The sequence below is a fragment of the Corallococcus sp. BB11-1 genome, assembly GCF_026626625.1.
GTDB classification, from domain to species: domain Bacteria; phylum Myxococcota; class Myxococcia; order Myxococcales; family Myxococcaceae; genus Corallococcus; species Corallococcus soli.
Genome location: NZ_JAPNJY010000020.1, coordinates 32,191 through 58,965, shown reverse-complemented (window position 1 = coordinate 58,965; position 26,775 = coordinate 32,191). Strand labels below are relative to the sequence as shown.

Below are 26,775 nucleotides of genomic sequence, written 5' to 3'. Positions count from 1 at the left end.
TGCGGCAGCCACGCGGACATGAAGGCGTAGAAGGGCTGGAGGCCGGCCGCCGAAGGGCCGTCAGCCGCTCCTGAAACGTCCGGGCGGAAGGCTATGCTTCGCGGCCCATGAACTCCCCGTTCGCATCGTCATTCCCCGCCCTGCGGTCCGGCTTCAGCTACCTGGACAACGCCGCCGGGGCGCAGGTGCCCTCGCACTGCATCGACGCCATCAGCCAGTTCCTCACCACGGGGAGCTGCAACGTGGGCCAGCCCTACGCCGCGTCGAAGGTGGCCACCACGCTCAAGGCCCGCGCGCGAGCGGAGACGGCGGAGTTCCTCCACTGTCAGCCCGAGGAGGTCATGCTCGGCCCCAGCGCCACCGCGTTCACCTTCCTGGTGGGCCGGGCCCTGTCGCGTCTCTTCAAGCCGGGGGACGAGGTCGTCATCTCCGAGCTGGAGCACGAATCCAACGCGGCCCCGTGGCGGGCCCTGGAGGCGCAGGGCGTGAAGGTGAAGACCTGGCGCGCGCGCTGGCCTGAAGGCCGGCTGGAGGCGTCGGACCTGCGGGCGCTCGTCACCCCTCGCACGCGGCTGGTCGCGGTGACAGCGGCCGCCAACTCCGTGGGGGCAACGCCGGATGTGGCCGCCGCGGCGGAGATGGCGCACAGCGTGGGCGCGTGGGTGTTCGTGGACGCGGTGCACTCCAGTCCGCACCACCTGCCGGACGTGAAGGCCTGGGGTGCGGACTTCGCGGTGTTCTCTCCCTACAAGGTCTTCGGTCCGCACCTGGGCTGTCTGTATGTGCGGCGGGAGCTGCTCGCGGGGCTGCCGGCGGACAAGCTGTGGTTCATCCCGGAGGACAGTCCGCAGAAGTTTGAACCGGGCACCACCAACCATGAAGGGTGGGCCGGATGGCTGGGTTCCCTGCGCTACCTTCGCGAGGAGCTGGGCGGAGGACAGCCGGGGCGCGAAGGGCTGGTGCGTGCCTTCCAGCGCATCGAGGAGTTGGAGCGGCCGCTGCTGGAGAGCACCCTGGAGCGGCTGTCCCGGCATCCCCGCGTGACGCTCTACGGACCGAAGGAGCCCACGGGGCGCGTGGCCACCTTCTGCTTCAACGTGCCCGGCGTTTCTCCGCGCGCGGTGGCGGAGCACCTGGCCGCACAGGACGTGGGCGTGGCGGCGGGGCACTACTACGCCACGCTCGCGGCGGAGGCGCTGGGCCTCATGCCCGACGGCGCCGTGCGGGCCTCGCTGCTGCACTACAACACGCAGGCGGACGTGGACCGGTTGATGGCGGGATTGGATTCGCTGCCCTGATGCCGACGGCGCTCACCCATCGCGGCCTGCCGCTGCGCGTGGACTTCGATGAGGCGGGCGTCGTGCTGCGCCCCCTGTTCCTCCAACCCATCCCCATCGCGTGGGAGGAATTGGAGTTCATTGGCCTGACACCCGCCATGGAGCGGCACCCCGACGGCTGGCGCGAGAAGACCTACGCGGTCAGCCACCTGATGAAGGACTTTCGCTCCACCCTCGCCACGGCGGGCCACCTCTGGGTGGAGCTGGTCGTGCGGGACCGGCGTCCCCTCGTGCAACGAATTGAAGGACGCTGGACCCGGGCGTGGCTCACGACCCGGCTGCACCCCATGCTGGATGCGTCCGATCAACGGAAGCCGGACCAGTCCCTGCTTGGGCTGGACCTCTACAGACACCGGCTGAACGCCCCCCTGGATGACCTGCTGGACCTGATGGCCCGGCGCTGCCGGTTCGACCTCGTCGTCCACGACTGACGCCAGCGAGCCACCTACTTCGGCGTCGCCGTCTCCGCGTATTGCGCCTGATAGTCGGCCGACGGCGGGATGGGCTTGATGATGTCGATGAGCACGCCGTTCGGATCCGCCGTGATGAAGTGACGTTGCCCGAAGTCCTCGTCACGCAGCTCCAACAGGATGGGCAGCCCCGCCGCCTTTACCCGGGCGTATTCGGCATCCGGATCCTCCACCTCGAAGTTCAGGAGGACACCCGACACCTGCCGCCCCCGGGCCACCTCCGGCACCGTGGGGTGGCGCCCATCGAGGATGGCCAGGTTCACCCGCTCGTCCTCGGTCGACTGGAGGTGGACGTACCAGTCCGCCTCGAAGAGCGCTCGGAAGCGGAAGTGGGAGACGTAGAAGGCGGCGGTCCTGGCGACCTCGTTCGTCATCAGGACCGGGTAGTAACTGGTCGTTTTCATGGGTCTTTCCTCTCCATCCAAGAAACATACAGGCTGTATGCATCACAGGTAACATACAGACTGTATGCATGCAAGACGGTGGACGCCGCACCAACAAGGAACGCTCGGAGACGACGCGCACGGCGCTGCTCGAAGCCGCGCGCAGGCTCTTCATCGAGCACTCGTACGCGGGGACGGGGACGCCCGAACTCGTCGCGGCAGCCGAGGTGACGAGGGGCGCGCTGTACCACCACTTCGCGGACAAGCAGGCGCTCTTCCGGGCCGTGGTGGAAGCGGAGTCCCAGGCCGTCGCGGAGGAGATTGAACGCGCGGCGCCGGAGGATCTCCCGCCCATCGACGCGCTGGTCCAGGGCGGCGAGGCCTTCCTCGCGGCGATGGCGAGCCCCGGCCGCACGCGCCTGCTCCTCATCGACGCACCGGCCGTGCTCGGACGTCGGGAGCTGGACGCCATCGACGCGTTGCACGGAGGACGGACGCTGCGCGAGGGCGTGGCCGCCGCCATGCGCGTGAGCGCCCTTCGCGCGCTGCCGCTCGACGCCACCGCCCAGTTGCTGGGCGCGGCCTACGACCGGGCGGCGCTTGCCATTGAGGGGGGCGCGGATCCAGCGGAGTGGCGCGTCGTGCTCAAGGCCCTCCTCGACGGGCTCGCCACGCCACCGCCCGGGCCGTCACCCGCGCGCCCGGCCCGGCGCCGCTGACGTGGAGCCTTGAAGCCTCACGCCTCGATGGGCGGGGGTGGACGCTTCGCTGTCAGCGTCGCTCCCGCCGAAGCCACGCTCACCAGCGCGACCGCCAGCCATTGCAGCGGCGTGAGCTGTTCGCGCAGGAACACCCAGCCCGCCACCGTGGCCACCCCGGGCTCCAGGCTCATCAGGATGCCGAAGGCGCGGCTGGACAACTGGCCCAGGGCCGCCATCTCCAGTGTGTATGGCAGCGCGCTGGACAGCAGCGCCACGCCCACGCTGGCCGCGAACAGGGCCGGGGTCAGCCGCTCCAGGTGGCCGCTCACCAGGGTGAAGGGCAGCACCGTCAGCGTCGCCACCACCATGCCCGCCGCCACCCCCTCCCCTTCCGGCACGAGCCTCGACAGCCGGCCGCCCACCAGGATGTACACGGCCCAGCACGCGCCCGCCGTCAGCGCCAGCACCACGCCCAGCGGATCCAACCCACCGGGCCGCGAGGTCCAGGGGGTGATGAGCACGATGCCCGTCGCGGCGAGGGCCACCCACAAGAAGTCCAGCGCCTTGCGCGACCCCACCACCGCGAGCGCGAACGGCCCCACGAACTCCAGCGTCACCGCGAGCCCCAGCGGGATGCGCGCGATGGACAGGTAATAGGTGAGGTTCATCACCCCCAGCGCCAGGCCGTACGGGATGATGGCCGCCCACTGCGCCCGGCTGTAGCGCAGCAGGGGCGGCCGGAAGAAGGCCAGCAGCATCACCGACGCCAACATCAGCCGCAGCCCCGCCGCGCCCGCCGCGCCCACCGCCGGGAAGAGCCCCTTCGCGAGCGCCGCCCCACCCTGCACGCTCACCACGGCGATGAGGACCGCGGGAATCGGGGACAACAGCGGGGCACGGCGTCCGGCGGCTTCGGTCATGGCGCCGGACTCTAACCACCCCGCGTCAGGGATTCACAGGCTCGCGCCAGGGCCCGGCCTGGAGGAGCCTGCGGCGGGCCATGAAGCGGGAGAAGTTCCACTCGGGAACCGTGTCCCGCTGGGACAGCGTGTCCAGATGCTGGCTCAGCAGGAGCTCCGCCTCCGCCTGGGAGAGGACGCCGAGCGCCGGCATCAGCGCGGGCACCGCGTCCGCGGACAGCCGGGACAGCAGCTCCACGTCCAGCGACCCGGTGCGCGCGTGCCGCGCCAGGTTGTGCCGGGCGATGAAGTCCTCCGGGTTGAGGACGTTGAGCGCCACCACCGCGCCCAGCGCCGTGACGAGCGCGCCCACCGCGAAGCGCTCCGTCCGCCACCACAGCGTCACCGCGCGCCAGACCAGCGCCGCCCCCAGCCCGAACATGAAGACGTGCGTGTAGACGCGCAGCAGCGTGTAGCCGTAGGCGTCCTCGTAGAGCGACAGGCGCCGCATCGCCGACGCGAGGATGACCAGCGTGAGCCCCACCATCAGCGACGTGCCCACGCGGAACACCGCCTGGCCCACGGGCGACTCGCGCCGCGTCCAGCGCGTCAGGGCCATCACCAGCGCCAGCGTCAGCAGGGACACGACCACCAGCTCGAAGAAGCCATGCCGCGCGAACTCCGCGACGGTGTAGCCCCGCCCAATCGCCGTCGTCTCGCTGATGAACAGGTACGACACCTGGAAGGCCGCGAAGACGAAGAACAGCGCGTCCACGGCGAGGACGAGCGTCATCGCCTCGATGAGGCCCAGGCGCGGCGTGGCGGGCGCCGCCTCCTCCACGCCCCGCTCCTTCGCGTCGCGGCGGCGCAGCGCATGCCCCAGCACGCCGGCCGCCACGCACGCGCTGAACACCGCGCCCACCCCCCACCGCACCAGCACGTCCAGCCCCAGGTCGAACGACAGCGCCCGGTCCATGGCCAGGGAGAAGACCCCGTCCGCCGTGAACAGCAGCATGCTGAACAGCAGCAGCACCGGCAGCGTCAGCAGCAGGCCGCGGCCCAGCGAGAGCAGCCGGGGCCCATGGCCCTGCAGGCCGCGCACGTCCAGGCTGTCCCGCGCCAGCGCCGGCGGATAGCGCAGGGACTGGAGCGCGGCGCCCAGCACGACGGCGGGATAGTCGGTGAGCCCCAGCCGCTCCACCCGGCCCCCCGCCCAGAAGTGCGCGAGCAACATCAGGAGCACCCCCGACGTCAGGACGTTGAGCGTCAGCAGCCACGCGCTGTCACGCACCGCCACGAAGCCCGCCACGAGGCACAGGGGCGCCAGCAGCCACGCATTGGGCCGCGCGCGCTGCCAGCCCTCGCGCCCGCCCAGCCACGCGAGCGCGCCCAGCAGGGCCGCCACCAGCACCGGGAAGCCCAGGCCCCAGCGCGCCCGGTCCAACAGGACCACCGCGAGCCCCCCCAGCGACAGGGACGCGAGCAGCATGGGACGCGGGGCGCGCACCCAGGGCCGCGACGAGCGGGCCGGGCCCGGAGCGGCGACGGCCACCGGAGGAGGAAGGGGTGACATGGGAAGGGACGGGGTCATGGCGGTGGGACCTCGGAGCGCGTGCGGCGGCTCGGAATGAAGACAGCATGCACACGCACGGCGGCCCGGCTGGTGGGCTCGGGGACGAGCGGTCGGGGACGCACCGCGAGCGGCGCCAGTCCTCCCGTGGCCGGTCGGCGCGGAGCCCCTGAAGCCGTGCGTCCGCCGCGGCACGGACCGCCGGTCCCAGGGGGCGGGCCAGCCGCGCTGCGTTGGACGATTCGGGCCCGGTCCCCCCGGTGGGGCGAGGAGCGGCGGTGATAGGTTGCCGCCCCGATGTCACCCTCCCCGCGGCTCCCCTTCCGCCCCCGCTTCCTCCGGGGGGCGCTCCGCTCCAACCTCGCCCTGGGCGGCCTGCTCCTCGCATTGGCGGGGTGTGATGGCCGTCCCGCGCAGAACCCGCCGACGCCAGACGCGGGCCCCTGTGTCACCAGCGCCTGCCTGCCCGACAGCGGCACGGCGCCCCCGGAGGGCTCCGCGGGCCGCGTGCGCATCGCCGCGTACAACGTGCACCGCCTCTTCGACACCGAGTGCGCTTCGGGCGCGTGCGGCGGCTCCAACTACGAGGAGCTCCCCACGCAGGCGGAGTTCGAGCAGCAGTCGGAGCGCCTGGCCCGGGCCATCTCCGCGCTCAACGCGGACGTAGTGCTGCTGGAGGAGATTGAAACCCAGGCGGGCCTGACGGAGCTCCAGAAGCGCGCGCCGGGGTTCGGCTACGCGGAGCTGGGGGAGACCCACACCGCGGCCTCGGTGGACGTGGGGGTCCTCTCCAAGTACCCCATCACCGACGTGCGCCGTCACCGCGCCCGGTACATCTACCGCCCGGATGGCTCCGCCACGCGCTTCTCGCGGGAGCTGCTCGAAGTGCACCTGGAAGTGAATGGCGCGCGGGCCATCGTCTTCGCCGCGCACTTCCGGTCCAAGGTGGACGACGATCCGGGCCGCCGCATCGCGGAGGCCACCGCGTCGCGGGAGATCGTCACGGACGCGGCGAAGGAGTTCCCCGACGCGCTGGTGGTGCTCGGCGGCGACCTCAACGACGTCCCCGGCTCCGAGGCCCTCGACGCGATGGAGAAGGACGGCGCCCTGCTGCGCGTCTCCAGCGACCGGCCCACCTCCGAGACCTGGACGTATGTCTATTCCAACCAGCGTCAGGCCATCGACCACCTGTACCTCGCGCCCGCGGGCGGCACCTATGTCCCGGGCTCCTTCCGCGTGGCGCGCGAGGGCAACGGCTACGGCGGCTCCGACCACGGCGCGGTGATGGCGGACTTCCACCTGGGGCCCGCGCTGAACACTCCCTGACACAAGGGGGGTTGCGCCCCGCCGCGCACGCAGGGGACGCGGTGGACTGAACATTGTCGGCCCTGCCCCCTGCCCCCGGGGACCGCTTACCTGCACGCCAGCCCTCCCTAACTTCCCTGTCATGAACTCCATGCCAGGGCACAGGTCGCAGCAACCGCGGCGCATCGGGGTCTGGTGTTCCCCGCCCAACCCGCTCCACCGCGAGGAGGCGCACCATGATTGAGGTGCGCACCTTCGAGGGCGACGCCGCGGAGGCGTCCTGGTTCATCAACCGCGTCTGGCAGTCCAGCTACGGGAAGTCCGCCCCGCTGCCCGTCTGGGATTCGCGCATCATGGACTGGCGGCTCTTCCAGGACGGCCGCGCCCCTCGCGACTACCTGCTGGCGGCGTACGACAAGGGGACGCTGGTGGGGACGCTGTTCGCGGAGCCCGCCCGCATCCGCCTGGGCACCGAGGAGGTGGCCGGCACCCACGGGAGCCGGGCGACCGTCGCCTGCTCCCACCGGGGCGAGGGCATTGGAGGGAAGCTGGCGCGGGAGCTGTGGAACCGCCACCGCGAGCGTGGGGCCCGGGTGTCCCTGGGCTGCGTGACGACGGACGCGAAGCAGACCGGCTTCTGGAAGGGGGCCTGGAACAAGCACCGCGTCAACGGGCTGGGCTTCTGGGTGTATGTCTTTGACGCGCGCGCGCTGGCCCGGGGGGCGTTCACCGGCACCCAGCGCAACGTGCTCACCTGCGCGCGGCCCTTCCTCCGGCATGGCTTCCGGGAGGCGGACACGCGCGGCGTCCGGCCCTACCACCCCAACGACCTGCCACGCTGCATGACCCTGGTGCGGCGGATGCTGGAGCCGGTGAACCTGGGCTTCACCTACACGTCCGAACGTCTGGCGCATCAGCTCCAGTACCGCGACGTGCCGCGCACCTTCGTGCTGGAGCAGGAAGGCGAGGTGCGGGGCTTCGTGAACACCCACAGCCTGGAGCTGACGGGCCAGGGGACCCACACCGTCCTCTCGGAGGTCGTGGACCTGGTGGCCTTCGAGGACTCGGTGTCCTCCCACGACCGGCAGCGGCTGCTCCAGTGCGCGATGCAGGACATGGAGCGCCGGGGCGTGGCCTGCGCCGGGATGCTGCGAAGCCCCAGCCTGCCGGCCAGCGGGATGCTGCGCTCCGGGTGGTGGCCCCTGCCCGGGGGCGCGAAGCAGACGTGCCTGCTGCCGGGCGCGAACCTGCACCTCCCCGCGACACCGAACGTGTTCACGCACCTGTGCTGAAGCCGCTCGGGCCCGTCAGGCACGGGCCCGGTGCACGAGCCGCGCGCCCCAGCCGCACAGCGTCCGCGCGCCCAGGCCCGCGCAGACGCACAGCGCGGGCAGGACGAGCAGCAGGTACTGCGGCCACTTGGTGCTCCACACCAGCAGGAACGCGAGCCCCACGACCGCGCCCACCGCCCACACGGGCCGCTCGCGCCACGCCCGGGGCATGCCCACCCCCGCCAGCGGCAGCAGCGCGAACGCGTTGAAGGCCGTGAGGTAGAGCCCCTCCCGCGACCGCGCCAGCGAGGGGTCCACCAGGAACGCGAGCGGCTGGTACCACGGCAGCGCGCTCGTCCGGACGTGCTCGCCGTGCGAGTAGTCCCAGTGGAACGTGACGGACTCCCACAGCGACGCGAAGGGCGAGGACCACAGCGCGGGGTTCGCGAGGAAGAACACCGCCACCGTGGGCACGGCGAACGTGGCCCACACGCGCCAGCGGGCCCGCGCGCCCATCACCAGGAACGGCAGGAACGTGAGCCCGCCCACCAACCCGTACGGGTACTTCCCCGCCGCCGCGAAGCCGAGCAGCGCGCCGGACGCCGCGAGCCACCCGGGCGCGAAGCCCCCGGCGCCCCGCCGTGCGCGCTCGAAGGCCAGCAGTGCGAGCGTCGCGAGCAGCCCGGGCACCGCCTCCAGGTACGCATGGGAGGTGTATTTCGCGTGGTACGGATCCCACGCCAGCAGGAGCGCGCCCAGGGGGTTCACGGTCGCGAGCAGGCCCACCTGGAGCACCCCGGCCACCGCGGACAGGCGCCGCGTCGCGCGGAACGCGGGCCGCGCGGCGTCCGGCAGGGGCTGGCCCATGGGCACGCTCGACCAGTCGGGTTCGGGGGCGTTCGTCGCCCGCACGGCCTGCGCGAAGAGCAGCTTCACCAGCGGCGGGTGTTCGAAGTTCTCCCGCAGCTCACCCACGTCGCGCCAGCGCCCCTGGTCGAGCATCCCCGCGTAGGTGTAGGCGATGGGCAGGTAGGTCGCCTCGTCGTAGTCCTGCGACAGGAGCTCGACGGCCCGGGAGCGCTGCCAGGCGGCGACCAGGAGGGCGACCACCGCGAGGAGGAGGGCCAGCAGGCGCGTGCGGGACACGCTCGCACCGATATCACGGCGTGCCCACCCCACCGGGGCGGAGCAGAGGGACCGCCCCGTCCGGACGTCGCCCACCAGGCGACCGGGTCGCGGCCCTGGTGACGCGCGGCCCGGCGCCCCAGCTTTGGAGCATGAAGACCGCCTGCATCCTCACCGTCGCCGCCCTGCTCGCGGGCGGATCCGCCGTCGCGAAGACGGATGATGTCGTGGAGCTCCAGACCCCCAGGACGACCGTGCGCGCGAGCGTCGATGCGCAGGGCCTCCAGGGCCCCGAACTGCGCTTGCGGATGACGGACGACGCGCTGCGCGGACAGGCCTTCCAGCGCCCCGTGGACCTGAAGCTGTCGGAGCAGCGCATCCAGGGCACGGTGGGCAAGGCCCCGGTGGACCTCTCCGTGCGCGAACGCCCGGACGTGGTGGAGGTGTCCGGGAACTTCGCGGGCCAGCCCTCGTCGCTGACGCTCAGCCCGTCGGAGCTGACGGGCTCCGTGGGGCCGTGCGGCTACAACCTCATCATCGAGCGTGACCGCAAGCACTACAGCGGCACGCGGGCCTGCGGCGACCAGCGCGAGGACGACGTGCACCTCGCCATCCCGGAGACGCTGGGCCAGGGCTCCGCGTCCGGGCGCATGGCCGCGCTCAGCCTGCTCCTGTCCCATCCGTGAGCCCGAGGGCCGGGGCACCCATGGTGCCGGACGTCCGGGTGTAGTGAACTGCGGGCCGTGCCCACCCTCCCCGCTGGCGCCGACCCCAGACGCACCGTCGGTCCCTTCCAACTGCTGGCCCTGGGCGTCAACGGCATCGTGGGCGTCGGCATCTTCTTCGCGCCCGCGGAGGTCGCGGCGCAGGCCCCCGGCATGGGCGCGGTGTGGGCCTTCGCGGTGACGGGCCTGGCGCTGGTGCCGGTGGCGCTCGCGTTCGCGGTGCTCGGCAGGAGGTTCGACGCGGACGGTGGGCCCGTCGTCTTCGCGCGCGCGGCGTTCGGCGAGCGGGCGTCCTTCCTCGTCGGCTGGGTGGCCTACGTCAGCGCCTTCCTGAGCGCGTCCGCGGTGAACGCGGGGCTGGCGCGGGCGCTGGCGCCGTCGCTGGGGCTGGCGGGGCCGTTGGGCGAGCGCCTCCTGGCCTCCGCGCTGGTGACGGGGCTCGCGGCGCTGGTGGCCACCGGCATGCGCGTGTCCGCGAGGACGTGGACGGCGCTCACGGTGCTCAAGCTGGTGCCCCTGGTGGCGCTGCTGGGGGCCTTCTTCTTCCTGCCCTCCGCCGCGGAGCTGCCGGCGCCGCTGCCCGCCACGGGAGGATCGTGGCTGAAGGCGGGGCTCGCGGTGATGTTCGCCTTCCAGGGGTTCGAAATCGTGCCGGTCATCGCCGGGCAGGTGCGCTCACCGGAGCGCACGGTGCCGCTGGCCACGGTGGGTTCGCTGCTGGTGGCGATGCTGCTGTACGTGGGGCTGACGTGGGCGTGCGTGGCGGCGCTGCCGGGCCTGGCGCAGGCGACCGCGCCGCTGGTGCAGGCGGCGGGCGTCTGGGGAGGCCCGGGGCTGGAGCGCTTCGTGAACGCGGGCACCAGCGTGTCCGCGCTGGGCATCTGCCTGGGGATGCTGGTGACGACGCCGCGCTACCTGTCCACGCTGGCCTCCGGTGATCGGTCGCTGTTCGGCCTGGAGCGGATGACGACGTCGGGCGTGCCCATGCGGGCGCTCTTCGTGACGTGGGTGCTGGTGATGGTGTTCGTGAACCTGGGCGACCTGTCGGAGCTCTTCGCCCTGTCCGCCATCGCGGTGCTGATGCAGTTCGGTGTCACGGCCGCCGCGCTCGCGGTGTTGTCGCTGCGGCGCGAGCGGAACCTGAAGCCCGCGCACGCGCTGCTCGCGGTGCCCACGCTGGCGCTGGGGCTGACGCTGGTGGCCTTCGGCGCGAGCGCGCGCGAGGCGGCGGTCGCGGCGCTGGCGGTGCTCGCGGGGCTCGCGCTCATGCGGCGGTCGCGGCCGAGGGTCCCGGCGCCCGGCCCCCAGGCCTGAGCAGGCTGTCCGCACGAGGGGCGGGCAGGCACCGGGACAACCTGCCAAGTCGGGTTGCGAAGAGGTGACCGGGCCGGGAGACTCCCCCGGGGGTTTCCAGGTCGATGCTCGGGTATCAGGCGAATGCGCAGTGGCGGGACATGTCCGACTTCGTGGTGCACTTCACGAAGCCCGGGCCCCCGTACCACGACGCCTACCAGAACATGATGAGCATCCTGGGAGCGCGCACGCTCATCCCGGGCGCGGAGGGCTTCGGCATCGCGCGGCGGGAGGCGAAGGTGGCGGACCGGAGCCGCTCGGTGTGCTTCAGCGAGATCCCCATCGACCAGTTGGGGCGGCTGGTGCAGCGCCGGAGCCTGTACGGCATCGCCTTCCGCAAGAGCTTCATCCTGTCGCAGGGAGGAGGCCCCGTCTGGTACGTGCAGTACGGCTCTCCGGCGCACCTGGCGCTGAAGCACCAGTTGGACCAGGCCCTGTCCGCGAAGGAGCCGCACAAGGAGCCGGTGTGGGCGGTGACGCCCTTCGTGGACATCCAGGGGGACGCGCACAACGCGCCCTACAACTACCGCTTCGACTGGGAGCGGGAGTGGCGCGTGCCGGGCCTGCTGCGCTTCACGGAGTACGACGTCGCGGCGCTCTTCCTGCCGGAAGAGGTGCACACCCTGGCCCAGGACTTCTTCGCCTGGGCGGTGCGGGAGCGCGCGGGGCCCGGCTACTTCTGCCCGGTGTTGGACCCCGGCTGGAAGGAGGCGCAGATCGCCGAAGCGCTGGCGAAGCACGCGGAAGGCACCCCGGCGACACGGGCCGAGCGCAAGAGCGCGCCGGCATAGGCAGGAGCTCCCTCCCCGCGCGCTACTTCACCCGCTCAATCCGCTGCTTGCGGCCCTTGATGCGGCCTTCGCTCAAACGCTGGAAGGCGACCTTCACCACGCGCTTGGAGACGGCGACGAAGGCGTGGTGGTCGTGGATCTCAATCTTGCCCACGTCCGTCGCGGCCAGCCCGCCCGCCTCCCCGGTGAGCGCGCCCAGGATGTCGCCCGGCCGCATCTTGTCCTTGCGCCCGGCGGAGATGGACAGCGTCTCCCAGTTGGAGATGAGCGACACGCCCGGCGTGTGCTCCGGCACCAGCGCGTCCACGTCCCCCTTCTCCAGCTTCACGCCCGTGGTGGCCTCGATGTCCTCCACCTTCCGGCTGTCCGAGCGCGTCACCAGCGAGATGGCCAGGCCGCGCAGGCCCGCGCGGCCCGTGCGGCCGATGCGGTGCACGTACGCCTCCGGCTGCTGGGGCATTTCGTAGTTCACCACCGCGTCCAGCGCCTCCACGTCGATGCCCCGGCCCGCCACGTCCGTGGCCACCAGCACGCGCGTGCTGTGATTGCGGAACTTCGCCATCACCCGGTCCCGGTCGAACTGCTCCAGGTCCCCCTGCAGCCCGTCCGCGCTCACGCCCGCCTTCACCAGCTCGCGCGTCAGCTCCACCACCACCGCCTTGAAGTTGCAGAACACGATGGCGGACGCCGGCTGGTGCTGCTTCAGGATGCGCAGCAGCATCCCCACCTTCTCCTCCGGCTGGCACGCGTAGGCCACCTGCTGGATGTCCGGCGCCGCCTCCTCCTGCGCCAGCGACACCCGCACGGGGTCCTTCTGGAACGCGCGGCTCAGCTTCTCGATGTCGTCCGGGAACGTCGCGGAGAACAGCACCGTCTGGCGCTTCGTGGGCGTCGCGCCGAGCACGCGCTCCATGTCCTCGCGGAAGCCCATGTCCAGCATCCGGTCCGCCTCATCCAGCACCACCGTCGCCAGGTGCCGCAGGTCCAGCACCTCGCGGTCCAGCAGGTCCAGGATGCGCCCGGGCGTCCCCACCCCGATGTGCACGCCCTTCTCCAGCGCCTCCACCTGGGGCTTGATGGGCGACCCGCCCGCCAACGGCAGCACCTGCACGCCGGGCATCCGCCGCGCCAAGCGCCGGATCTCCCCGGCCACCTGCGCGCACAGCTCGCGCGTCGGGCAGAGCACCAGCGCCTGGAGCCGCCGGTCCTGCGTCAGCTTCACCTTCTGGAGGATGGGCAGCGCGAACGCCGCCGTCTTCCCGCTGCCCGTGCGCGCCTGGCCCACCAGGTCCTTGCCCTGGAGCAACACCGGGATGGTCTGCGCCTGGATGGGGGTGGCGGTGCGGAACTCCAGCTCCTCCAGCACCTGGAGCAGTGGGGGCGACAGCGCGAGCGCGGAGAAGTCCATCGGGGCCTCGGGGGACGGAGGCACGGGGCGCCTCGGGGGTGACGCGCGCCCTTGTAGCAGTCTTCAGGGGCCGGACAAGCCCGGCCCCACCCTACTCCGCCCAGCCCGCCACCTCGCTCGCCGCGGCCCGGGCCAGCTTCGCCGCGGCCGACGGGTCCACCCGCGCCGTGACGAGCACGCCGATGACAGCCCCCACCAGCAGCTCCACGCGCCGGGCCACCGCCTTCCGGGGCATCACGCCCGCCCGGGCGGCGCCCTCCAGGGCCCGCGTCAGGTGCCCGCTCAACAGGGCCCGGTAGTCCTCCACCGCCCGGTGCGCTTCGGCGTCGTGGGGGGCCAGCTCCGTCGCCGTATTCACCAGCAGGCAGCCCCGCCGCGTCAGCGTCGGCGGCGCGGTGCCCATCGTCGTCGCGAGCGACTCGAAGTAGGCCGTCACCTGCTCCAGGCCCGGCGTGCCGGCGGCGAAGACGACCAGCCGGGGCGCGATGACCTCCTGGAGGTACAGCGTGATGGCCCGGGAGAACAACGCCCGCTTGCTCTCGAACGCCTGGTACAGGCTGGAGCGGTTCAGCCCCGTCGCGGACTCCAGGTCCGAAAGCGACGTCGCCTCGTAGCCCCGCGACCAGAACACCCCCAGCGCCGCCCGCACCGCCACCGTCTCATCGAACGCACGCGTCCGCGCCACGTCACCCTCCTTGACAATTCTGGACCGACCGTTTCAATATATATTCGGAACTGACTGGTACAGAATAGCCCACCCCGGAGGGGGAGTCATCATGTCGCCACTGGCACAGGTCTTCGCGGTCATCGCAGCGCTCATCCACGTCCTGTTCTTCGTGATGGAGAGCGTCCTCTTCTCGCGACCGAAGGTGTGGAGGCGCTTCGGGCTGAAGTCGCAGTCGGACGCGGACGTGGCGAAGCCCATCATGCTCAACCAGGGCTTCTACAACCTGTTCCTCGCGCTGGGCGTGCTCGTCGGCGTGGTGCTCGTGCACACCCCGGCGGCCGTGTCCGGCGTGGCGGCCGTGGTGTTCGGCTGCGCGTGCATGCTGCTGGCCGCGCTGGTGCTGGTGTCGAGCAACCGCAAGTTCCTCAAGGCCAGCGTCGTCCAGGGACTGCTGCCGCTGCTGGCCATCGTGCTCGTGGCCTCCTGAGCCGGGCCTCCTGCGGCCCTTCACACCGCGACCGGCTTCACCTCCTCGTCGGCTTCGAGCCCACCGTCGTCCTCGTCCTCCTGCCCCTTCGGCCCGCCTTCACGGGGGACCTCCGAACCAGCGCCCAGGATGGAGTACAGGACGGGCAGCACCACGAGCGTCAGCAAGGTGGACGACAGGATTCCGCCAATCACCACCGTGGCCAGGGGCCGTTGCACCTCCGCCCCCACCCCCGTGTTGAGCGCCATGGGCAGGAAGCCGATGGCGGCCACCGAGGACGTCATCAGCACGGGCCGCAGGCGGGAGAGCGCCGCCTCGGGGAGGGCCTCCTGCAAGGGACGCCCCCGGCCGAGCAACTGGCGCACCCGGGACACCAGCACCATGTCTCCCAGCACGGACACGCCCGACAGCGCGATGAAGCCCACCGCGGCGGAGATGGAGAACGGGAGGCCGCGCACCAGCAGGGCCAGCACCCCTCCCACCAGCGCGAAGGGAACCCCCGCGAAGATGCGCAACACATCCAACACGCGGCGATAGGTGACGTAGAGCAGCCCGAGGATGAGCGCGAGCGCCACCGGCACCACGACGAGCAGGCGTGCCTGGGCGCGCTCCAGGTGCTCGAACTGCCCGCCGTACCGGAGGAAGTAACCAGGAGGAAGCTCCACCTTCTCCTCCAGCGCGCGGCGCACCTCGGCGACGAAGCCGCCCAGGTCCCTCCCGCGCACGTTGGCCTGCACCACGATGCGCCGCTTGCCCCACTCGCGCTGGAGGCTGGTGGGACCGGACACCTCGCGAATCGTCGTCAGGCGCCCCAGGGGGATCCGCGACCCATCCGGCGCCGCGACCAGCACCGTCGCGAGCTTCGCGGGCCGCTCCCGGTAGTCCTCCGAGAGGCGCACGGCCAGGTCGAACCGCCGCTCCCCTTCCCGCACCTCCCCGGCCTTCCGGGTGCCCACCGCCTCCACGACGTCCAGGACGTCGCGCGCGGGGATGCCATGACGGGCGATGGCCGCGCGGTCCACCACCACCTCCAGGACGGGCTGCCCCGTGACCTGCTCCACGGTGACGTCGGTCGCCCCCGGAATGGCCCGCACCAGCGCCTCCAGCTCCTTCGCCTTGGCCTTGAGCACGTCCAGGTCGTCGCCGAACAGCTTGATGCCCACGTCGCTGCGCACCCCGGCCACCATCTCGTTGACGCGCATCTCGATGGGCTGGAGGAACGCCATGCGCATGCCGGGCATGTCGGCGAGCTCCGCCTTCATCTCCGCGACGAGCGCGTCCTGCGTCGCCGCCCGCGTCCACGCCTCGCGGGGCGTCAGGGTGATGAAGACGTCGGAGAGCTCGATGCCCATCGTCTCCGTGGCCACCTCGGGTGAGCCCGTGCGCGTCCACACGCGCTTCACCTCGTGGGGGAACTTCGCGAGCAGCACCTTCTCCAGCTGCGTTCCATAGCGGACCGACTCTGACAGCGACACCTCCGCCAGCCGCACGGTGTTGATGACGAGGGTGCCCTCCGACAGCCGGGGGACGAACTCGCGTCCCAGCTGCGTGGCCCCAAGCCCCGCCCCCAGCACCAGCAGCACCGCGCCACCGAGCACGCGCCGGGGATGCCCGAGGGCCTGGTCCAGCAGCGGCCGGTAGCCCCGCTTGAGCACGCGGACCAGCCAGGGCTCGCCGCGCGCGGCCCCCTTGCGCAACACGAAGGACGCCAGCACCGGCATCAGCGTCATGGAGAGCAGGGCGCTGCCCAGCAGCGCCAGGATGACGGTCAGCGCCATGGGCCGGAACAGCCTCCCCTCCACCCCCTCCAGCGTGAGGATGGGCAGGTACACCACCATGATGATGAGTTCGCCAAAGAGCGTGGGCTTTCGCACCTCCACGGCCGCATCCCGCACCACCTCCAGGACGCTGCGTCCGCCCTTCGCCTCCGCCAGTCGCTTCTCCGCGTTCTCCACCAGGATGACGGAGGAGTCGACGACGAGGCCGAAGTCGATGGCGCCCAGGCTCATCAGCGTGCCCGCGATGCCAAAGCGCAGCATCCCGTTGAACGCGAAGAGCATGGACAGGGGAATGGCCGCCGCGACGATGAGCCCGGCCCGCACGTTGCCCAGGAAGAGGAAGAGGATCGCGATGACCAGGAGCGCGCCCTCGAAGAGGTTCTTCTCCACGCCGCGGATCACCAGGTCCACCAGCTCGGTCCGCTCGTAGACGGGCTCCACCGTCACGTCCCGGGGGAGGCCCTTCCTCACCTCCTCCAGACGCTGGGCCAGGGCCCGGGTCACGGTGTGGGAGTTCTCTCCCATCAGCATGAAGCCCAGGCCCAGCAGCACCTCCCCCTGGCCATCCGCGGTGGTCGCGCCGCGCCGGATTTCGCGCCCCACCTCCACCCGCGCCACGTCCCGCACGAGCACCGGGACGCCCTGCCGGGCGGCGATGACGACCTCGCCCACCTGCTTGCCGTCCTCCAGGACGCCCACGCCCAGCACGAGGCTCGCGGCGCCGCCCTGCTCCATCACCCCGCCGCCCACGTTGGCGTTGTTCGCCTCCAGGGCGCGGTAGACGTCGCCGAGCGTCAGGTCGAACTGCTGCAGGCGCCTCGGGTCGACGATGACGTGCCACTGCCGCTCGGCACCGCCCCAGGTGTTCACCTCCGCGACACCCGACACGCTCCGCAACTGGGGCGCGATGACCCAGTCATGAAGCGCCCCCAGCTCCTCCAGGCTCCGCGTCCTGCTCTTCACCAGGTAGTGGAAGACCTCCCCCAGCCCCGTGGCGACGGGGCCCAGCGTCGGCCTCGCCACCCCGGTGGGCAGCTCCAGCGCGCCCAACCGCTCGCTGATGACCTGCCGGGCAAACCAGACGTCGGTGCCCTCCTTGAATTGCAGCGTCACCTGTCCAAGGCCGAACCTGGAGACCGAGCGCAGCTCCTCCAGCCCCGGCAGGCCCGCGAGGCCCTGTTCGATGGGAATGGTCAGCTGTCGCTCCACCTCCACGGGCGTGAGCGCGGGCGCGACCACGTTCACCTGGACCTGGGTGGGCGTGGTGTCGGGGAGCGCGTCGATGGGCAGCTCGCGGAAGGCGAGGACTCCCGAGACGACGAGCGCGAGCGTGGCCGCGAGGACGACCCCGCGGTGCTTGAGGGACCAGTCGATGGTCTGCGTCAGCATGGCAGGCTCACCCGCCCCCCTCTTCGCAGCAGCCCGCCCCGATGGAGTCCTTCAACACCTCCGTCTTGAGGAGGAAGGCCCCCGTGGTGACGACCTCCGCTCCGGACGCGAGCCCCTTCACCACCTCCACGGAGTCGGAGAAGGCATCGCCAAGCTCCACCTGGACGGGCTCGAAGATGCCGGCGCCCGTCTTGACGAAGACGATGCTCTTGCCGTCCGCGCGCTGCACGGCGGCCCGAGGCACCAGGAGCAGCTCCTTCTCGTCGGACACCTGGATCCGCGCCCGCAGGAAGGCCCCCGCCTTGAGGCTCCGGTCCGGGTTGGGCAGCTCCACGCGCACGCGCACCGTGCGCGTGCGCGGCTCCACCGAGTTCGCGACGCGGCTGAGCGTGGCCTCGCGCGGCGGCCCCCGCAGCCCCTCGAAGAAGAGGACGACCTTCTGTCCCGGGCGCACGGAGCCCGCCTCCGCCTCCGGCACCTCCAGCCAGGCCCAGAGGGTGGACAGGTCCGCGACCTCGAACAGGACTTCGCCCGCGGCGGCACCGCGCCCGATGGTGGCGTTGCGCGCCACGACGGTGCCGGCGAAGGGGGCCGTCAGGGCATGGCGTCCCCCCGTGCCTGAAGGCGCCGCGCCCGCCGCGCCCAGGGCGGCCCGGGCGCTGTCGGACGCCCCCTGCGCGGCGGCCAGCTCCGCCTCGGCGGCCTCCAGGGCCTGCTGGGCGGAGATGCCCCTGGCGACGAGGTGTCGCTCGCGCTCGACGACCGCCCGGGCAGTGACCAGGCGAGCCGTCGCCGCGGACAGCTGGGCCTGCCCCTCTCCCACCGACGCGGAGGCGAGCGTCAACAGCGGCTGTCCGGCCTTCACCTCGTCGCCAACGTCCACCCACGTCTCGAGGATGAGCGCTTCGCCCCGAGCGGACAGCTGGGCGCGACGGTTCTGGTTGAAGTCCAGCTGCCCCACCACGTCCAGCGTGCGCGCCAGCTTCTTGCGCTCGACCCGCTGCGTGCGCAGGCCCGTGTCGGACTCCGTCTCCGCGGAGGCCAGGCGCACGCGCGGCAGCGCGACGGTGCCAGCCCCCGCCGCCTTCGCGAGCTCCGGGTGGTGGATGGGACAGATGGACAGGGGGAAGCCGTGCTCGCGGCAGTAGTCCCCCGCCTCGATGAACTTCACCACCAGTGCAGGGTTGCACTTGGTGCACCTGGATTCGGGGACCGAGTGCTCCACGCACCAGTCCTGGGGCGCCTGGGCCGTGAAGGTGCGCTTCGGGTCGCACTGGAGGCACTGGGACTCCGGGACACCGTGCGCCTCGCACCAGTCGCCCTGCGCCTTGAAGACCTCCACGAACTCTGGATTGCACCGGGTGCACAGCTCCTCCGGCACCCGGTGCTGGCACAGCTTCACCTGGGCAGGCTGCGCCGAGGCCGGAGGGGCGCCCGCACCGGTCGTGGGCGCCCCTTGCGCGGGCGCGGAACGGGGCTCCTTCGCGCAGCCCGCCCCGACGGCGGCGAGCCAGAGGGTGAGCGCGACCAGGCCGGTGCGGGCAGCCATCACTTCACCCCTTTTTCAGCGAGCTTCGGATTGCAGATGACGCACTGGGACTCAGCCCGCTCGTGCTCCGGGCACCAATCCCCCTTGGACTTGTAGACGGCGGACAGCTTCGGGTTGCAGCGGGAGCAGAGCGCCTTCTGGACCCCGTGCTCACAGGAGGGCTTCGGGGCGTCTGCGGCAGGCCTGGCCTTGGGGGCAGCCTCTTCGGCGAGGACCGGGAGGGAAAGGGACAGGGCGGAGAGGACGACGAGCGAGCGGAACGAACGCATGGGTGTGGACTCCTGCCGAGCCCGCCTTGTCGCGAAGGAGCAGACCGGTCCCGACACGGACAGGCCCGCCTTCGCGAGGGAGGGCAGCGGCGTTGAAACCCCGCGCGGACGGTGCGTGGGGAACCTGGATGAGGGGATGGGAGGCGTGACGAGGGCCAGACAGAGGACACACGTCCCCCGTCAATGGCCGGAGTCAGGCTCTGGGCGGCTGGAAGACGTCCGTCAACGGAGCGGTCAGCACCGGATGGACGATGACCGCGTGCACCAGCTCCGCCACCAGCGCGGGCGCCAGGGGAAGAAGGACCTCCACCGTCGGGCTCGCGGGCTGAGGACAGCGGGCACACAGGCCACAGGACGCCGTGCAGTCCGCGCAGTCCTCATCCGCTTCTTCCGAGCACGCGGCGGACACCCCGGTCGCGTAGGCCAGCGCCTGGAAGACGCCGCCCGTCGTCAGCACCAGGAGGACGGCCATGAGTCGGAAGAAGGTCTGCATGCGCGCGAGGCCCTTTCTATATGGGCCCCGGGCCGCCGGGGTCAACGCAGCGGGGCCGAAGCGGCGGGAGCCCGCTGTTCCTTCATCAACCGCTCCAGCAGGCGCCGCATCTCCGGGGCGTCCCAGCTCCGGGGGCCGGTGAACCGGGCGACCAGGCGACCGTCCACGACCAGGATGCTGGTGGGGAGGGTTTCAACGCCCAGGGCCTGCGTGGCCACCGCCCCCTCGTCCAATCGCAGGTTGAGCTCCGGCGGCACGCGGCCGTCGAAGAAGCGGGACACCTCTTCCAGGGAGGCATCCCGGCCGAACGTCACGACGTTCAGCCCCTCCGGCGGGTCGCTCGCCAGGGCCCGCAGTCCCGGGGCCTCCTGACGGCAGGGAGGGCACCACGCCGCCCAGAACACGAGGAGCTGGGCTCCAACCGCCGGAACACCCGCGAGGGTCGGAGCGGGGCCGGACAACCGCACATAGGCAGGAGGGACCGCTTCCCGACAGCCGCTCAGCAGGAGCGCCACGAGCAGGGGAAGACAGGTCCGCCTCGCCTCGCGCCATCCGCGGCCTGTCATCGCACCATCCGTCCGGGGCATGGGTGAGGTGTAACCCTTCCGATGGCCAGCGTCAGCCCCGTGCGAGGAGGAACGGTATCGACCGCGCACGGAGTGGAGTGCGCGACGTCGGGACCGCGCTCGTCGGTCCTGTTCAGCCCCTCCGCACGCCCGTGGATGGACTCGGAAGGGAGCCTCAGGGCGCTGGCGCGACGGTCTCGAAGACCTCCGCGTCCGGCAGCGTCAGGACCGTGCGGCCCGTCTCGCCCAGCTTCTCGCGAGGCACGTCCTTGAAGCGCTGCACGAAGCTCGCGGACGGACGCAGCGTCAGGGATTGGCCCGTGGCGCGGTTGCGGAACGTCGTCGCCACGGCCTCCGGCGAGGGCGTCGTCACCAGCGACAGGTTGAGCTTGCCCAGGCTCGCGCCGGTGGCCGCCGCCGCGCCGTCCGCGACGCAGGTGTATTGCACCAACGCCGGGCTGTGGTGGACGACCTCCAGCTTGAAGCTGCCCCGGGGCAGGCCCAGTTGCTGGAGCGCGAAGTCGCCCATGCGATAGCCCGCCACCGCCCAAGGTCCCGCGCCCCCGTGCACCAGGGCCACCCGCTCCAGCGCTCCGGGCTCGGCGGGCGCGGGCGTGGGCCCGGCGGGAGGCGAACCCGCGCACCCCAGCGTGAGGCACAGCGTGGCGAGGAGCAGCGAGTGACGACGCACGGACACAGGAGCCTCCAGCGGAAGATTCAGCAGGAGCCTTCTATCCGGAAGCACGCGGTGACCGCGCGATCAGAACGCCGTTCCGCAGGGATAGGCGTTTGAAACGATCCGCCAGGAGAACTCCCAAGGGCGACGCCAGTTCCTCACGCGGCCACGACCGTCCCCAGGGCCACCGCGCACAGCTTCTCCTCGCCGTCCTGCACCGCGAAGATCTCGCACTGGCAGACAGCCTGGCGTTTTCCCGCACTCTTCGCCTGCGCCCGCGCGATGAGCAGCGTTCCCTGTGCCGGCCTCACATAGTTGATCTTGTATTCGGAGGTCAGCGCGTTTCCTCCCAGCGCCAGCCCGCCAGCGAACGTGATGGCATTGTCCGCGAGGTAGCTGAGCACGCCCCCGTGGACGAAGCCGTGCTGCTGCTTCAGCTGATCGACAACGGGCAGCCGCAGCTCCGCGGTCCCAGGCCCGCAGCTCGCGAGCTGAGCCCCCAGGAACTGGCTGAAGGGCTGGGATGCGAATACCTGACTCGCGAACTCCTGGAGGTCGTCCACTTCATGCTCCTGCACTCAAGAGGGACAGCCGCAGGAGCATGGCGCGAAAGCAGGTGCCCAGGAAGCCGTCACGAAGGGGCTTCATCTTCATCCCCAACCTCGACGTCTCGCGGGAGAAGCCGCGCGGCGAGCCGACACAGACGGAGAGCGACGAGGGCGCCGTCATGGTTCCGTGCCTGGCATGTTCCCTCGCATCGTTCCCCTTCGTGCAGGGCCGTCCCATCGCAGGAGCCTCGCCTGGAGTAGAATCGGCGGGGCCCTCTGTCAGACCGCGAGGACATGATTCCTTCGACTGACCCACGGGCGAAGGACGTTCATGGCAACCCTGAAACAACTGGCGTTCCGGATGGCGAGGACCCCTGCCTCCGGCTCCCTGGTGCGCTTCGGCTTCGCGCACGCGGATCGACTCCTGCCGCTCACCTCCGTGGAGCGCTCGGAGCTGGCCGCCGTCTACCGCCACCCGCGCCCGGTCTACGGCACCTTCCACCACATCGCCGTCCCCCTGCGGGGCGTGCCGGATGTCTTCGCCCTGGCGCACCCGCGCCACGCCGGGCTTCGCGCGAGCCTCTTCGCCCTCATCGCCAATGCCCGGCAGCGGGCCCCTGCCTCGGTGCTCGTCAACGCGGGGCCCCGACAGGACGTCGGACAGGTGCACTTCCACCTCACGGACGACTCGCCCTTCAGCGACGCCGTCCGCGCGGAGCACCTCACCTGGCCGGACTGGGACACGGCCGTCCGCGCGCTGGCCTCCGTCCCCGACATCCAGGAGCGCTACCGGGCCGGCTTCTCCCTGCTCCAGGACTCGGGGGACCCTCGGGTGCGCCTCATCTGAGGCTTCAGCGGGAGACCGCCGTGGGGGACCAGAGGCCCGCCAGTGCTCCCGAGGCGTGGGCCTCGGTATAGCGGCGCAGGTCCTCCGCGTTGTCCGCCTCCAGCCAGCCGGACGCGATGGGCACGGCGTGCACCGCCACGCCCTCGGCGATGAGGTCCTGGAGGAAGCCCGTCATCGACGTGTTCCAATAGCGGGGATCCTTCGCCACGCGCAGGTCGAAGCGCTCGTAGAGCGCGTGCAGGACCCCGGGCCCGAATCGCAGCAGCCCGATGTACTGCCCCTGCACCTCCTCCACCGAGCGCACCCGCGCGCCAATCTCCACGATGCGCTCACCGTCCAGGCGCAATGACTCGCAGTCCGTCGTGGGGTCCTCCATCCGCAGCTCCCACAGACGGCGCCACTGCGTGTCGATGGCGACGTCGATGTCGCGCGACGCGGCCAGCATCGTCCCCAGGACCTCGCGCGAGAAGACGATGTCCCCGTAGGCGACGAGGACCGGCTCGCTCCGGGACACCACCGGCAGGCTGAAGCGCAGCGTGGCGACCATGTTGCCCGTGGTGTAGGCCGGGTTCACCACGACGCGCACGTCACGCCCGGCTTGAATCTGCTCGGGGTGCGCGCCCGCCATCACCGTGACGTCCACGCCGAAGTGCTCGTAGACCGCCAGCTGGTGGTCCAGCAGCGAAGCGCCCATCAGCTCCACCAGACACTTCGGCCGGCTCGCCGCCAGCGGCCCCATGCGGGTCCCCAGACCCGCGGCCAGGATGATTGCCTTCATGGTGCGTACGCCTCCAGGTACTCGATGACCGCGGGAAGGTGATGGGGCTCGCGCTCGGGATGCCAGAGGACTCCCAGCGAGCGCCGCTCCCTGCTCGCGAAGGCCTCCACCCCACCCTCCTCCGCGCGCGCGAGGACGTCCCATCCAGTGGGCAGCGAGTCCTCCTCCACGCCCCAGTGGTGGAAGCTCGCCACCTCCGCCGGGCCCCGCCACGCGCGGGCGAGCGGGCCCGTCAGCGCGTGGCGTACGCGCACGTGGCCCTCGACGCGCACGAGCCGCATCCCGGCGGCGAGCGCGAGCATCTGCGCACCCCGGCACACGCCGAGCACCGGCGTCCCCGTCCGGGCGGCGAGCGACAGGAGGACGGCCTCCGTCTCGTCCCGGGCGGGCACCAGGTCCTGACCCGTCCCCGGAGCGTCGTTGCCCCCGCTGAGGATGACGAGCCCCGGACGGAGGGCCTCGAACTGGATGGCCGCCGCGGCCGCCACGTTCACGGCGGGGAACGGCACCCACCCCGCCTCCCACAGACAAGCGGCCCAGGCGTCCTCGAGCGCATCCCTCACCTCCGGGCGCCCCGGGACGTGGTCGCGGCGCTGGGTGATCAGGACCACGCGGCGCTCACTCATGGACGAGCCTGCGCCCCCCGCAGTCCAGCGTCATCACCCGCCCGCCCGACAGCCGCCGGAACTGCTCCCGGCCCACGCCGATGGCGGCCGGCAGCTGCAACTCGGTGCAGCGCACGGCCATGTGCGAATTCGCCCCCCCATACGCCGTGACGATGCCGGCGACGCCCAGCGCGAGCAGGCCGTCGTAGCCGGGGTCCGCACGCTCCAGCAGCACGATGTTGCCGCGCACACGCTCCGGATCCGGCAGCCCGTCCGCGACCAACACCGGCGCCCGGACGCAAGCCTTGGTGACGAACAAGGGTTGCTCCCCGCTGCTCACGTGGAAGAGCAGGTGCGACGTGCGCACCAGGATGTCCGGCAGCTCGATGAGGTTGACGGCGGCGGCATGCTCGCGGGCCTCCTCCACGGCGTCGCGGCACCAGCGCCGCGCCTCTTCCGGCGGGAGCGCCAGCGCGGTCTCCACCTGCTCCAGCGACAGGTGCGCGAGCTCATCCCGGCCAAGCCCCAGCGGCTCGCCCCAATCGGCCAGGTGTTCGAGCACGCCGCTGAGCGTCCTCGTGAAGACGTGCTTGCCGTACTCGCGGCCCGCGATGGCCGCGCCGAGGTGGCCGAGGAACGCGTCGGGGGTCAGCTTCAAGCCCGCGCTCCGGAGACCCGTCCCCAGCCGCGCCTGGAGGCCTGGTGACAGGGGCGCCTCGTGCGTGGCCAGCTCCTCCCCTCCGGAGATGAGCGGGCCGAAGTAGCGCTCCGGGTCCGCCCCGTAGCGCGGCATGCGGATGTCATAGGTCCCCGGGCGCAGGTGCCCGAACTCCGCGACGAGCGCCTCCAGGCCCAGCTCGCCCCGCCGCACGCGGAGCGCGTCCGCTTGCAGTTGCCCGGCCACCGTCCGGATCCGCTGGAGCACCTCGCGCTGTTCGCTGGCGTCGAGCACGCCTTCGCGAACGAAGCTCTTGAGCAGCGCGGTCACCACGAACGCCGTCCGCGCCAGGTGCGCGAATGGCAGGGTGCCCAGCTCCCGCAGGCGCGCGAGGATGGGCCCCAGGCCGCCCTCGAAGCCCGGCGCGAACGGGTGGGCGCGAAGCCGCTCCACCTGCGCCAGCCACGCGGGGAGGTCCCGGAGCCCGTTGAGCGTGATGTCCCGCAGCGCGGTGGCCAGGGCGTCCAGCTCCCCTGCCTCCACGGAGGACCCATAGAGCCGCCGGAGCCGCTCGCGCAGGCCGAGGCTCGCGCAGGTGTCGGCGATCTCGAACTCCACCTTGTCGTGCAGCTCCGGGGACTGCGCCAGCCGGGCGAGCTGATGGGAGACCATCACCTCCGCCACATGCGGCGGGGTGACGGCCGGGATGAAGGAGTTGAGGGAGGCCCGGACGTCCACGTAGGCATGCCCCGCGAAGTCGCGCAGCAGGGGCACGCCCCGCAGGTCGCGGTAGCCGTAACCCGCGCGCTGCTCCGCCCAGGTCCGGTCCGTGATGAGCGAGCCGTAGAGCGTCCGCGCGAGCGGAAGCGGGCGCCGGCCAATCATCTCCGCGGGGTTCCAGTCCGTCATCGTGCTGTAGACGGGCCCGGTTCCGACGACGGGACCCTTCGGCAGCAGGAGCGCATGGTGCGCCTTGCAGGCCTCCGCGATCAGCATCGCCCGGCGGACGTCGCTCCCCTCCGGCAGCGACGTGCCCTTGGCGATGGGCCGCACCTGGAAGAGGTGGAAGTCGCCGCCCGCCAGCGCGAACTCGATGTCCAGCGCCTCCACCCCCAGGAGCCCCACCAGCTCGCGGCCCACGGTGACGACGCGGCGGAGCGAGTCCGGCAAGAGCCCCCTGGGCACGCCGTGCTCCACGTACGCGGAGGAGGGCTTCTCCAGGGCTCCGGAGGTGATCTGGTCCGTGCGCCCGCTGTGCACATCCGACGCCACCACCCAGTAGGAGGCCAGCGTCTCAGGGTGCCGCGCCATCAGCACGCCGCTCTCGCTCACGGGATGGACGTAGGACTGGAGGAAGACCTTCTCCGACGCCGCCCCCGCGCCATACGAATCGAACACGTCCGAGATGGCTCCCCCAAGGGCCCCGGCGTCGCCCGCGTCCACGTCGAGCACGGAGAGGAAGCGCCCGGCGTTCGACTCCGTCCACGCATCCTCCGCGGAGCAGGAGGAGCGGACCACGACGCGCTCGGCCCCGAAGCGCTCGCGCACGCGCTGGAGCACGTCGCCCCGGTCCCGGGCCCAGTCCTCGCCCCGCACGATGTGCGGCGGGGAGATGCGCCACGGCCCGTGCAGCTCCGAGAGGATGTCGAGCGTGCGCGCCTTGTCCCCCAGGACGAGCCGGCCCACGGGGGCCAGGGGCTCGCTTGAGACCTCCTCCCCAGCCAGCTCGAAGCGCGCCACGTCGCCGGCCTGCGTGAGGCGGTCCGCCACCGCGTCCAGGTCCCAGCCCTCCAGCGCCTCGCGCACCGCCTGGGTCCTGCCGAGGATGAAGCGGCACTCACCCCGCCAGGTCGCGATGACGGTGGGGGCCGCCTGGAGCCACACGCGCAGCGCGCCCGGTCGAAGAAGCACCGCCCCCTTGAAGGCGAGCGTCAGCGGGGCGCTGGCGTACGTCCTGGCGAGGGTGCCCAGGACGCGCTCAGCCCAGACCCGCATGGAGGCGTGCGCGGGGCCGACGCAGCGGATGCGGAAGTCGGGAGGACTTCCAACCGGAGGGGTGAGGCGAAGCGTCGCGGCTTCGCGGTCCAGGGCAATCACGGGCAACCTCGCTCGAGCGGAAGGGGTGCG

General features: G+C 71.9%; 27 protein-coding genes. 10 read left to right on the top strand and 17 right to left on the bottom strand.

The genetic code is table 11. The features are described from left to right. Positions 1-107: 107 nt before the first annotated feature. Both OV207_RS16380 and OV207_RS16375 read left to right on the top strand, forming a co-directional pair. A complete protein-coding gene (locus OV207_RS16380) occupies positions 108-1,298 on the top strand; it encodes a cysteine desulfurase-like protein (protein WP_267556136.1) in 1,191 nt (396 codons plus the stop codon). After that, entirely contained in the window at positions 1,298-1,768 is a 471-nt protein-coding gene (locus OV207_RS16375; protein WP_267556135.1) for a hypothetical protein, read from the top strand. The genes OV207_RS16380 and OV207_RS16375 overlap by 1 nt, the downstream gene beginning before the upstream one ends. 14 nt (positions 1,769-1,782) lie before the next feature. Here the strand turns inward: OV207_RS16375 and OV207_RS16370 are convergent, their stop codons facing one another. After that, entirely contained in the window at positions 1,783-2,211 is a 429-nt protein-coding gene (locus OV207_RS16370; RefSeq protein ID WP_267556134.1) for a VOC family protein, read from the bottom strand. A gap of 68 nt (positions 2,212-2,279) precedes the next feature. Between OV207_RS16370 and OV207_RS16365 the strand changes: the two genes are divergently transcribed. Further along, the gene (locus OV207_RS16365; RefSeq protein WP_267556133.1) at positions 2,280-2,909 is read left to right on the top strand and encodes a TetR/AcrR family transcriptional regulator; all 630 of its coding nucleotides are present in this window, start codon (positions 2,280-2,282) and stop codon (positions 2,907-2,909) included. A gap of 17 nt (positions 2,910-2,926) precedes the next feature. Here OV207_RS16365 and OV207_RS16360 read toward each other — a convergent pair whose 3' ends face one another. Together OV207_RS16360 and OV207_RS16355 are read right to left on the bottom strand one after the other, a co-directional pair. Continuing rightward, the gene (locus OV207_RS16360) at positions 2,927-3,811 is read right to left on the bottom strand and encodes an EamA family transporter (protein ID WP_193428430.1); all 885 of its coding nucleotides are present in this window, start codon (positions 3,809-3,811) and stop codon (positions 2,927-2,929) included. 25 nt (positions 3,812-3,836) lie between these two features. Next, positions 3,837-5,363 (bottom strand): DUF4153 domain-containing protein, encoded by a 1,527-nt coding sequence (locus OV207_RS16355; protein WP_267556132.1) that lies wholly within the window; start codon positions 5,361-5,363, stop codon positions 3,837-3,839. 294 nt (positions 5,364-5,657) lie between these two features. On the opposite strand from OV207_RS16355, the gene OV207_RS16350 reads away from it, so the two are divergent. Next, positions 5,658-6,686, top strand: coding sequence for an endonuclease/exonuclease/phosphatase family protein (locus OV207_RS16350; protein WP_267556131.1), 1,029 nt, complete (start codon positions 5,658-5,660; stop codon positions 6,684-6,686). A gap of 215 nt (positions 6,687-6,901) precedes the next feature. After that, on the top strand, positions 6,902-7,957 hold the full coding sequence (locus OV207_RS16345; protein WP_267556130.1) for a GNAT family N-acetyltransferase: 1,056 nt from the start codon (positions 6,902-6,904) through the stop codon (positions 7,955-7,957). A 15-nt stretch (positions 7,958-7,972) separates the two neighbouring features. Here the strand turns inward: OV207_RS16345 and OV207_RS16340 are convergent, their stop codons facing one another. Then, on the bottom strand, positions 7,973-9,082 hold the full coding sequence (locus tag OV207_RS16340) for a hypothetical protein (RefSeq protein WP_267556129.1): 1,110 nt from the start codon (positions 9,080-9,082) through the stop codon (positions 7,973-7,975). 131 nt (positions 9,083-9,213) lie between these two features. On the opposite strand from OV207_RS16340, the gene OV207_RS16335 reads away from it, so the two are divergent. The 3 genes from OV207_RS16335 (at position 9,214) to OV207_RS16325 (ending at position 11,930) form a co-directional block, all read left to right on the top strand. Continuing rightward, on the top strand, positions 9,214-9,747 hold the full coding sequence (locus OV207_RS16335; RefSeq protein WP_267556128.1) for a hypothetical protein: 534 nt from the start codon (positions 9,214-9,216) through the stop codon (positions 9,745-9,747). A 57-nt stretch (positions 9,748-9,804) separates the two neighbouring features. Then, positions 9,805-11,100, top strand: coding sequence for an APC family permease (locus tag OV207_RS16330; RefSeq protein WP_267556127.1), 1,296 nt, complete (start codon positions 9,805-9,807; stop codon positions 11,098-11,100). Positions 11,101-11,240: 140 nt separating this feature from the next. Continuing rightward, positions 11,241-11,930 (top strand): abortive infection system antitoxin AbiGi family protein, encoded by a 690-nt coding sequence (locus OV207_RS16325; RefSeq protein ID WP_267556126.1) that lies wholly within the window; start codon positions 11,241-11,243, stop codon positions 11,928-11,930. 22 nt (positions 11,931-11,952) lie between these two features. Here OV207_RS16325 and dbpA read toward each other — a convergent pair whose 3' ends face one another. Then, positions 11,953-13,338, bottom strand: coding sequence for an ATP-dependent RNA helicase DbpA (dbpA, locus tag OV207_RS16320; protein WP_267556159.1), 1,386 nt, complete (start codon positions 13,336-13,338; stop codon positions 11,953-11,955). A 91-nt stretch (positions 13,339-13,429) separates the two neighbouring features. Further along, positions 13,430-14,023, bottom strand: coding sequence for a TetR/AcrR family transcriptional regulator (locus tag OV207_RS16315; RefSeq protein ID WP_193428438.1), 594 nt, complete (start codon positions 14,021-14,023; stop codon positions 13,430-13,432). A gap of 91 nt (positions 14,024-14,114) precedes the next feature. On the opposite strand from OV207_RS16315, the gene OV207_RS16310 reads away from it, so the two are divergent. Further along, on the top strand, positions 14,115-14,492 hold the full coding sequence (locus OV207_RS16310; RefSeq protein ID WP_193428439.1) for a DUF1304 domain-containing protein: 378 nt from the start codon (positions 14,115-14,117) through the stop codon (positions 14,490-14,492). Between the two features lie 20 nt (positions 14,493-14,512). On the opposite strand, the gene OV207_RS16305 is transcribed toward OV207_RS16310, so the two are convergent. The 8 genes from OV207_RS16305 to OV207_RS16270 form a co-directional block, all read right to left on the bottom strand. Beyond that, positions 14,513-17,659 (bottom strand): efflux RND transporter permease subunit, encoded by a 3,147-nt coding sequence (locus OV207_RS16305; RefSeq protein WP_267556125.1) that lies wholly within the window; start codon positions 17,657-17,659, stop codon positions 14,513-14,515. Between the two features lie 7 nt (positions 17,660-17,666). Further along, positions 17,667-19,208 carry an efflux RND transporter periplasmic adaptor subunit gene (locus OV207_RS16300; protein ID WP_267556124.1) on the bottom strand — a complete coding sequence of 514 codons (1,542 nt, stop codon included), beginning with the start codon at positions 19,206-19,208 and terminating at the stop codon, positions 17,667-17,669. Beyond that, positions 19,208-19,477: a hypothetical protein gene (locus OV207_RS16295; protein ID WP_267556123.1), complete on the bottom strand. Its 270-nt coding sequence runs from the start codon at positions 19,475-19,477 to the stop codon at positions 19,208-19,210. Before OV207_RS16295 ends, OV207_RS16300 begins: the two co-directional genes overlap by 1 nt. A gap of 193 nt (positions 19,478-19,670) precedes the next feature. Beyond that, positions 19,671-19,970, bottom strand: a complete 300-nt coding sequence (locus tag OV207_RS16290) for a hypothetical protein (protein ID WP_267556122.1) — start codon at positions 19,968-19,970, stop codon at positions 19,671-19,673. Positions 19,971-20,011: 41 nt separating this feature from the next. After that, positions 20,012-20,374: a TlpA family protein disulfide reductase gene (locus tag OV207_RS16285; protein WP_267556121.1), complete on the bottom strand. Its 363-nt coding sequence runs from the start codon at positions 20,372-20,374 to the stop codon at positions 20,012-20,014. 337 nt (positions 20,375-20,711) lie between these two features. Continuing rightward, positions 20,712-21,233 carry an FmdE family protein gene (locus OV207_RS16280; RefSeq protein WP_267556120.1) on the bottom strand — a complete coding sequence of 174 codons (522 nt, stop codon included), beginning with the start codon at positions 21,231-21,233 and terminating at the stop codon, positions 20,712-20,714. 137 nt (positions 21,234-21,370) lie between these two features. Further along, complete coding sequence (locus tag OV207_RS16275) at positions 21,371-21,775, bottom strand: PaaI family thioesterase (protein ID WP_267556119.1); 405 nt, start codon at positions 21,773-21,775, stop codon at positions 21,371-21,373. 1 nt (position 21,776) lies between these two features. Beyond that, a complete protein-coding gene (locus OV207_RS16270) occupies positions 21,777-21,941 on the bottom strand; it encodes a hypothetical protein (RefSeq protein ID WP_267556118.1) in 165 nt (54 codons plus the stop codon). A gap of 150 nt (positions 21,942-22,091) precedes the next feature. On the opposite strand from OV207_RS16270, the gene OV207_RS16265 reads away from it, so the two are divergent. After that, a complete protein-coding gene (locus OV207_RS16265) occupies positions 22,092-22,607 on the top strand; it encodes a hypothetical protein (protein ID WP_267556117.1) in 516 nt (171 codons plus the stop codon). A gap of 4 nt (positions 22,608-22,611) precedes the next feature. Here the strand turns inward: OV207_RS16265 and OV207_RS16260 are convergent, their stop codons facing one another. Genes OV207_RS16260 through OV207_RS16250 form a run of 3 tightly spaced genes read right to left on the bottom strand, consistent with a single transcriptional unit; the run spans position 22,612 to position 26,745 of the window. Then, a complete protein-coding gene (locus tag OV207_RS16260; RefSeq protein WP_267556116.1) occupies positions 22,612-23,385 on the bottom strand; it encodes a phosphocholine cytidylyltransferase family protein in 774 nt (257 codons plus the stop codon). Further along, positions 23,382-24,011 (bottom strand): gamma-glutamyl-gamma-aminobutyrate hydrolase family protein, encoded by a 630-nt coding sequence (locus tag OV207_RS16255; RefSeq protein WP_267556115.1) that lies wholly within the window; start codon positions 24,009-24,011, stop codon positions 23,382-23,384. Before OV207_RS16255 ends, OV207_RS16260 begins: the two co-directional genes overlap by 4 nt. Then, complete coding sequence (locus OV207_RS16250; RefSeq protein ID WP_267556114.1) at positions 24,004-26,745, bottom strand: PEP-utilizing enzyme; 2,742 nt, start codon at positions 26,743-26,745, stop codon at positions 24,004-24,006. The genes OV207_RS16255 and OV207_RS16250 overlap by 8 nt, the downstream gene beginning before the upstream one ends. Positions 26,746-26,775 lie beyond the last annotated feature (30 nt).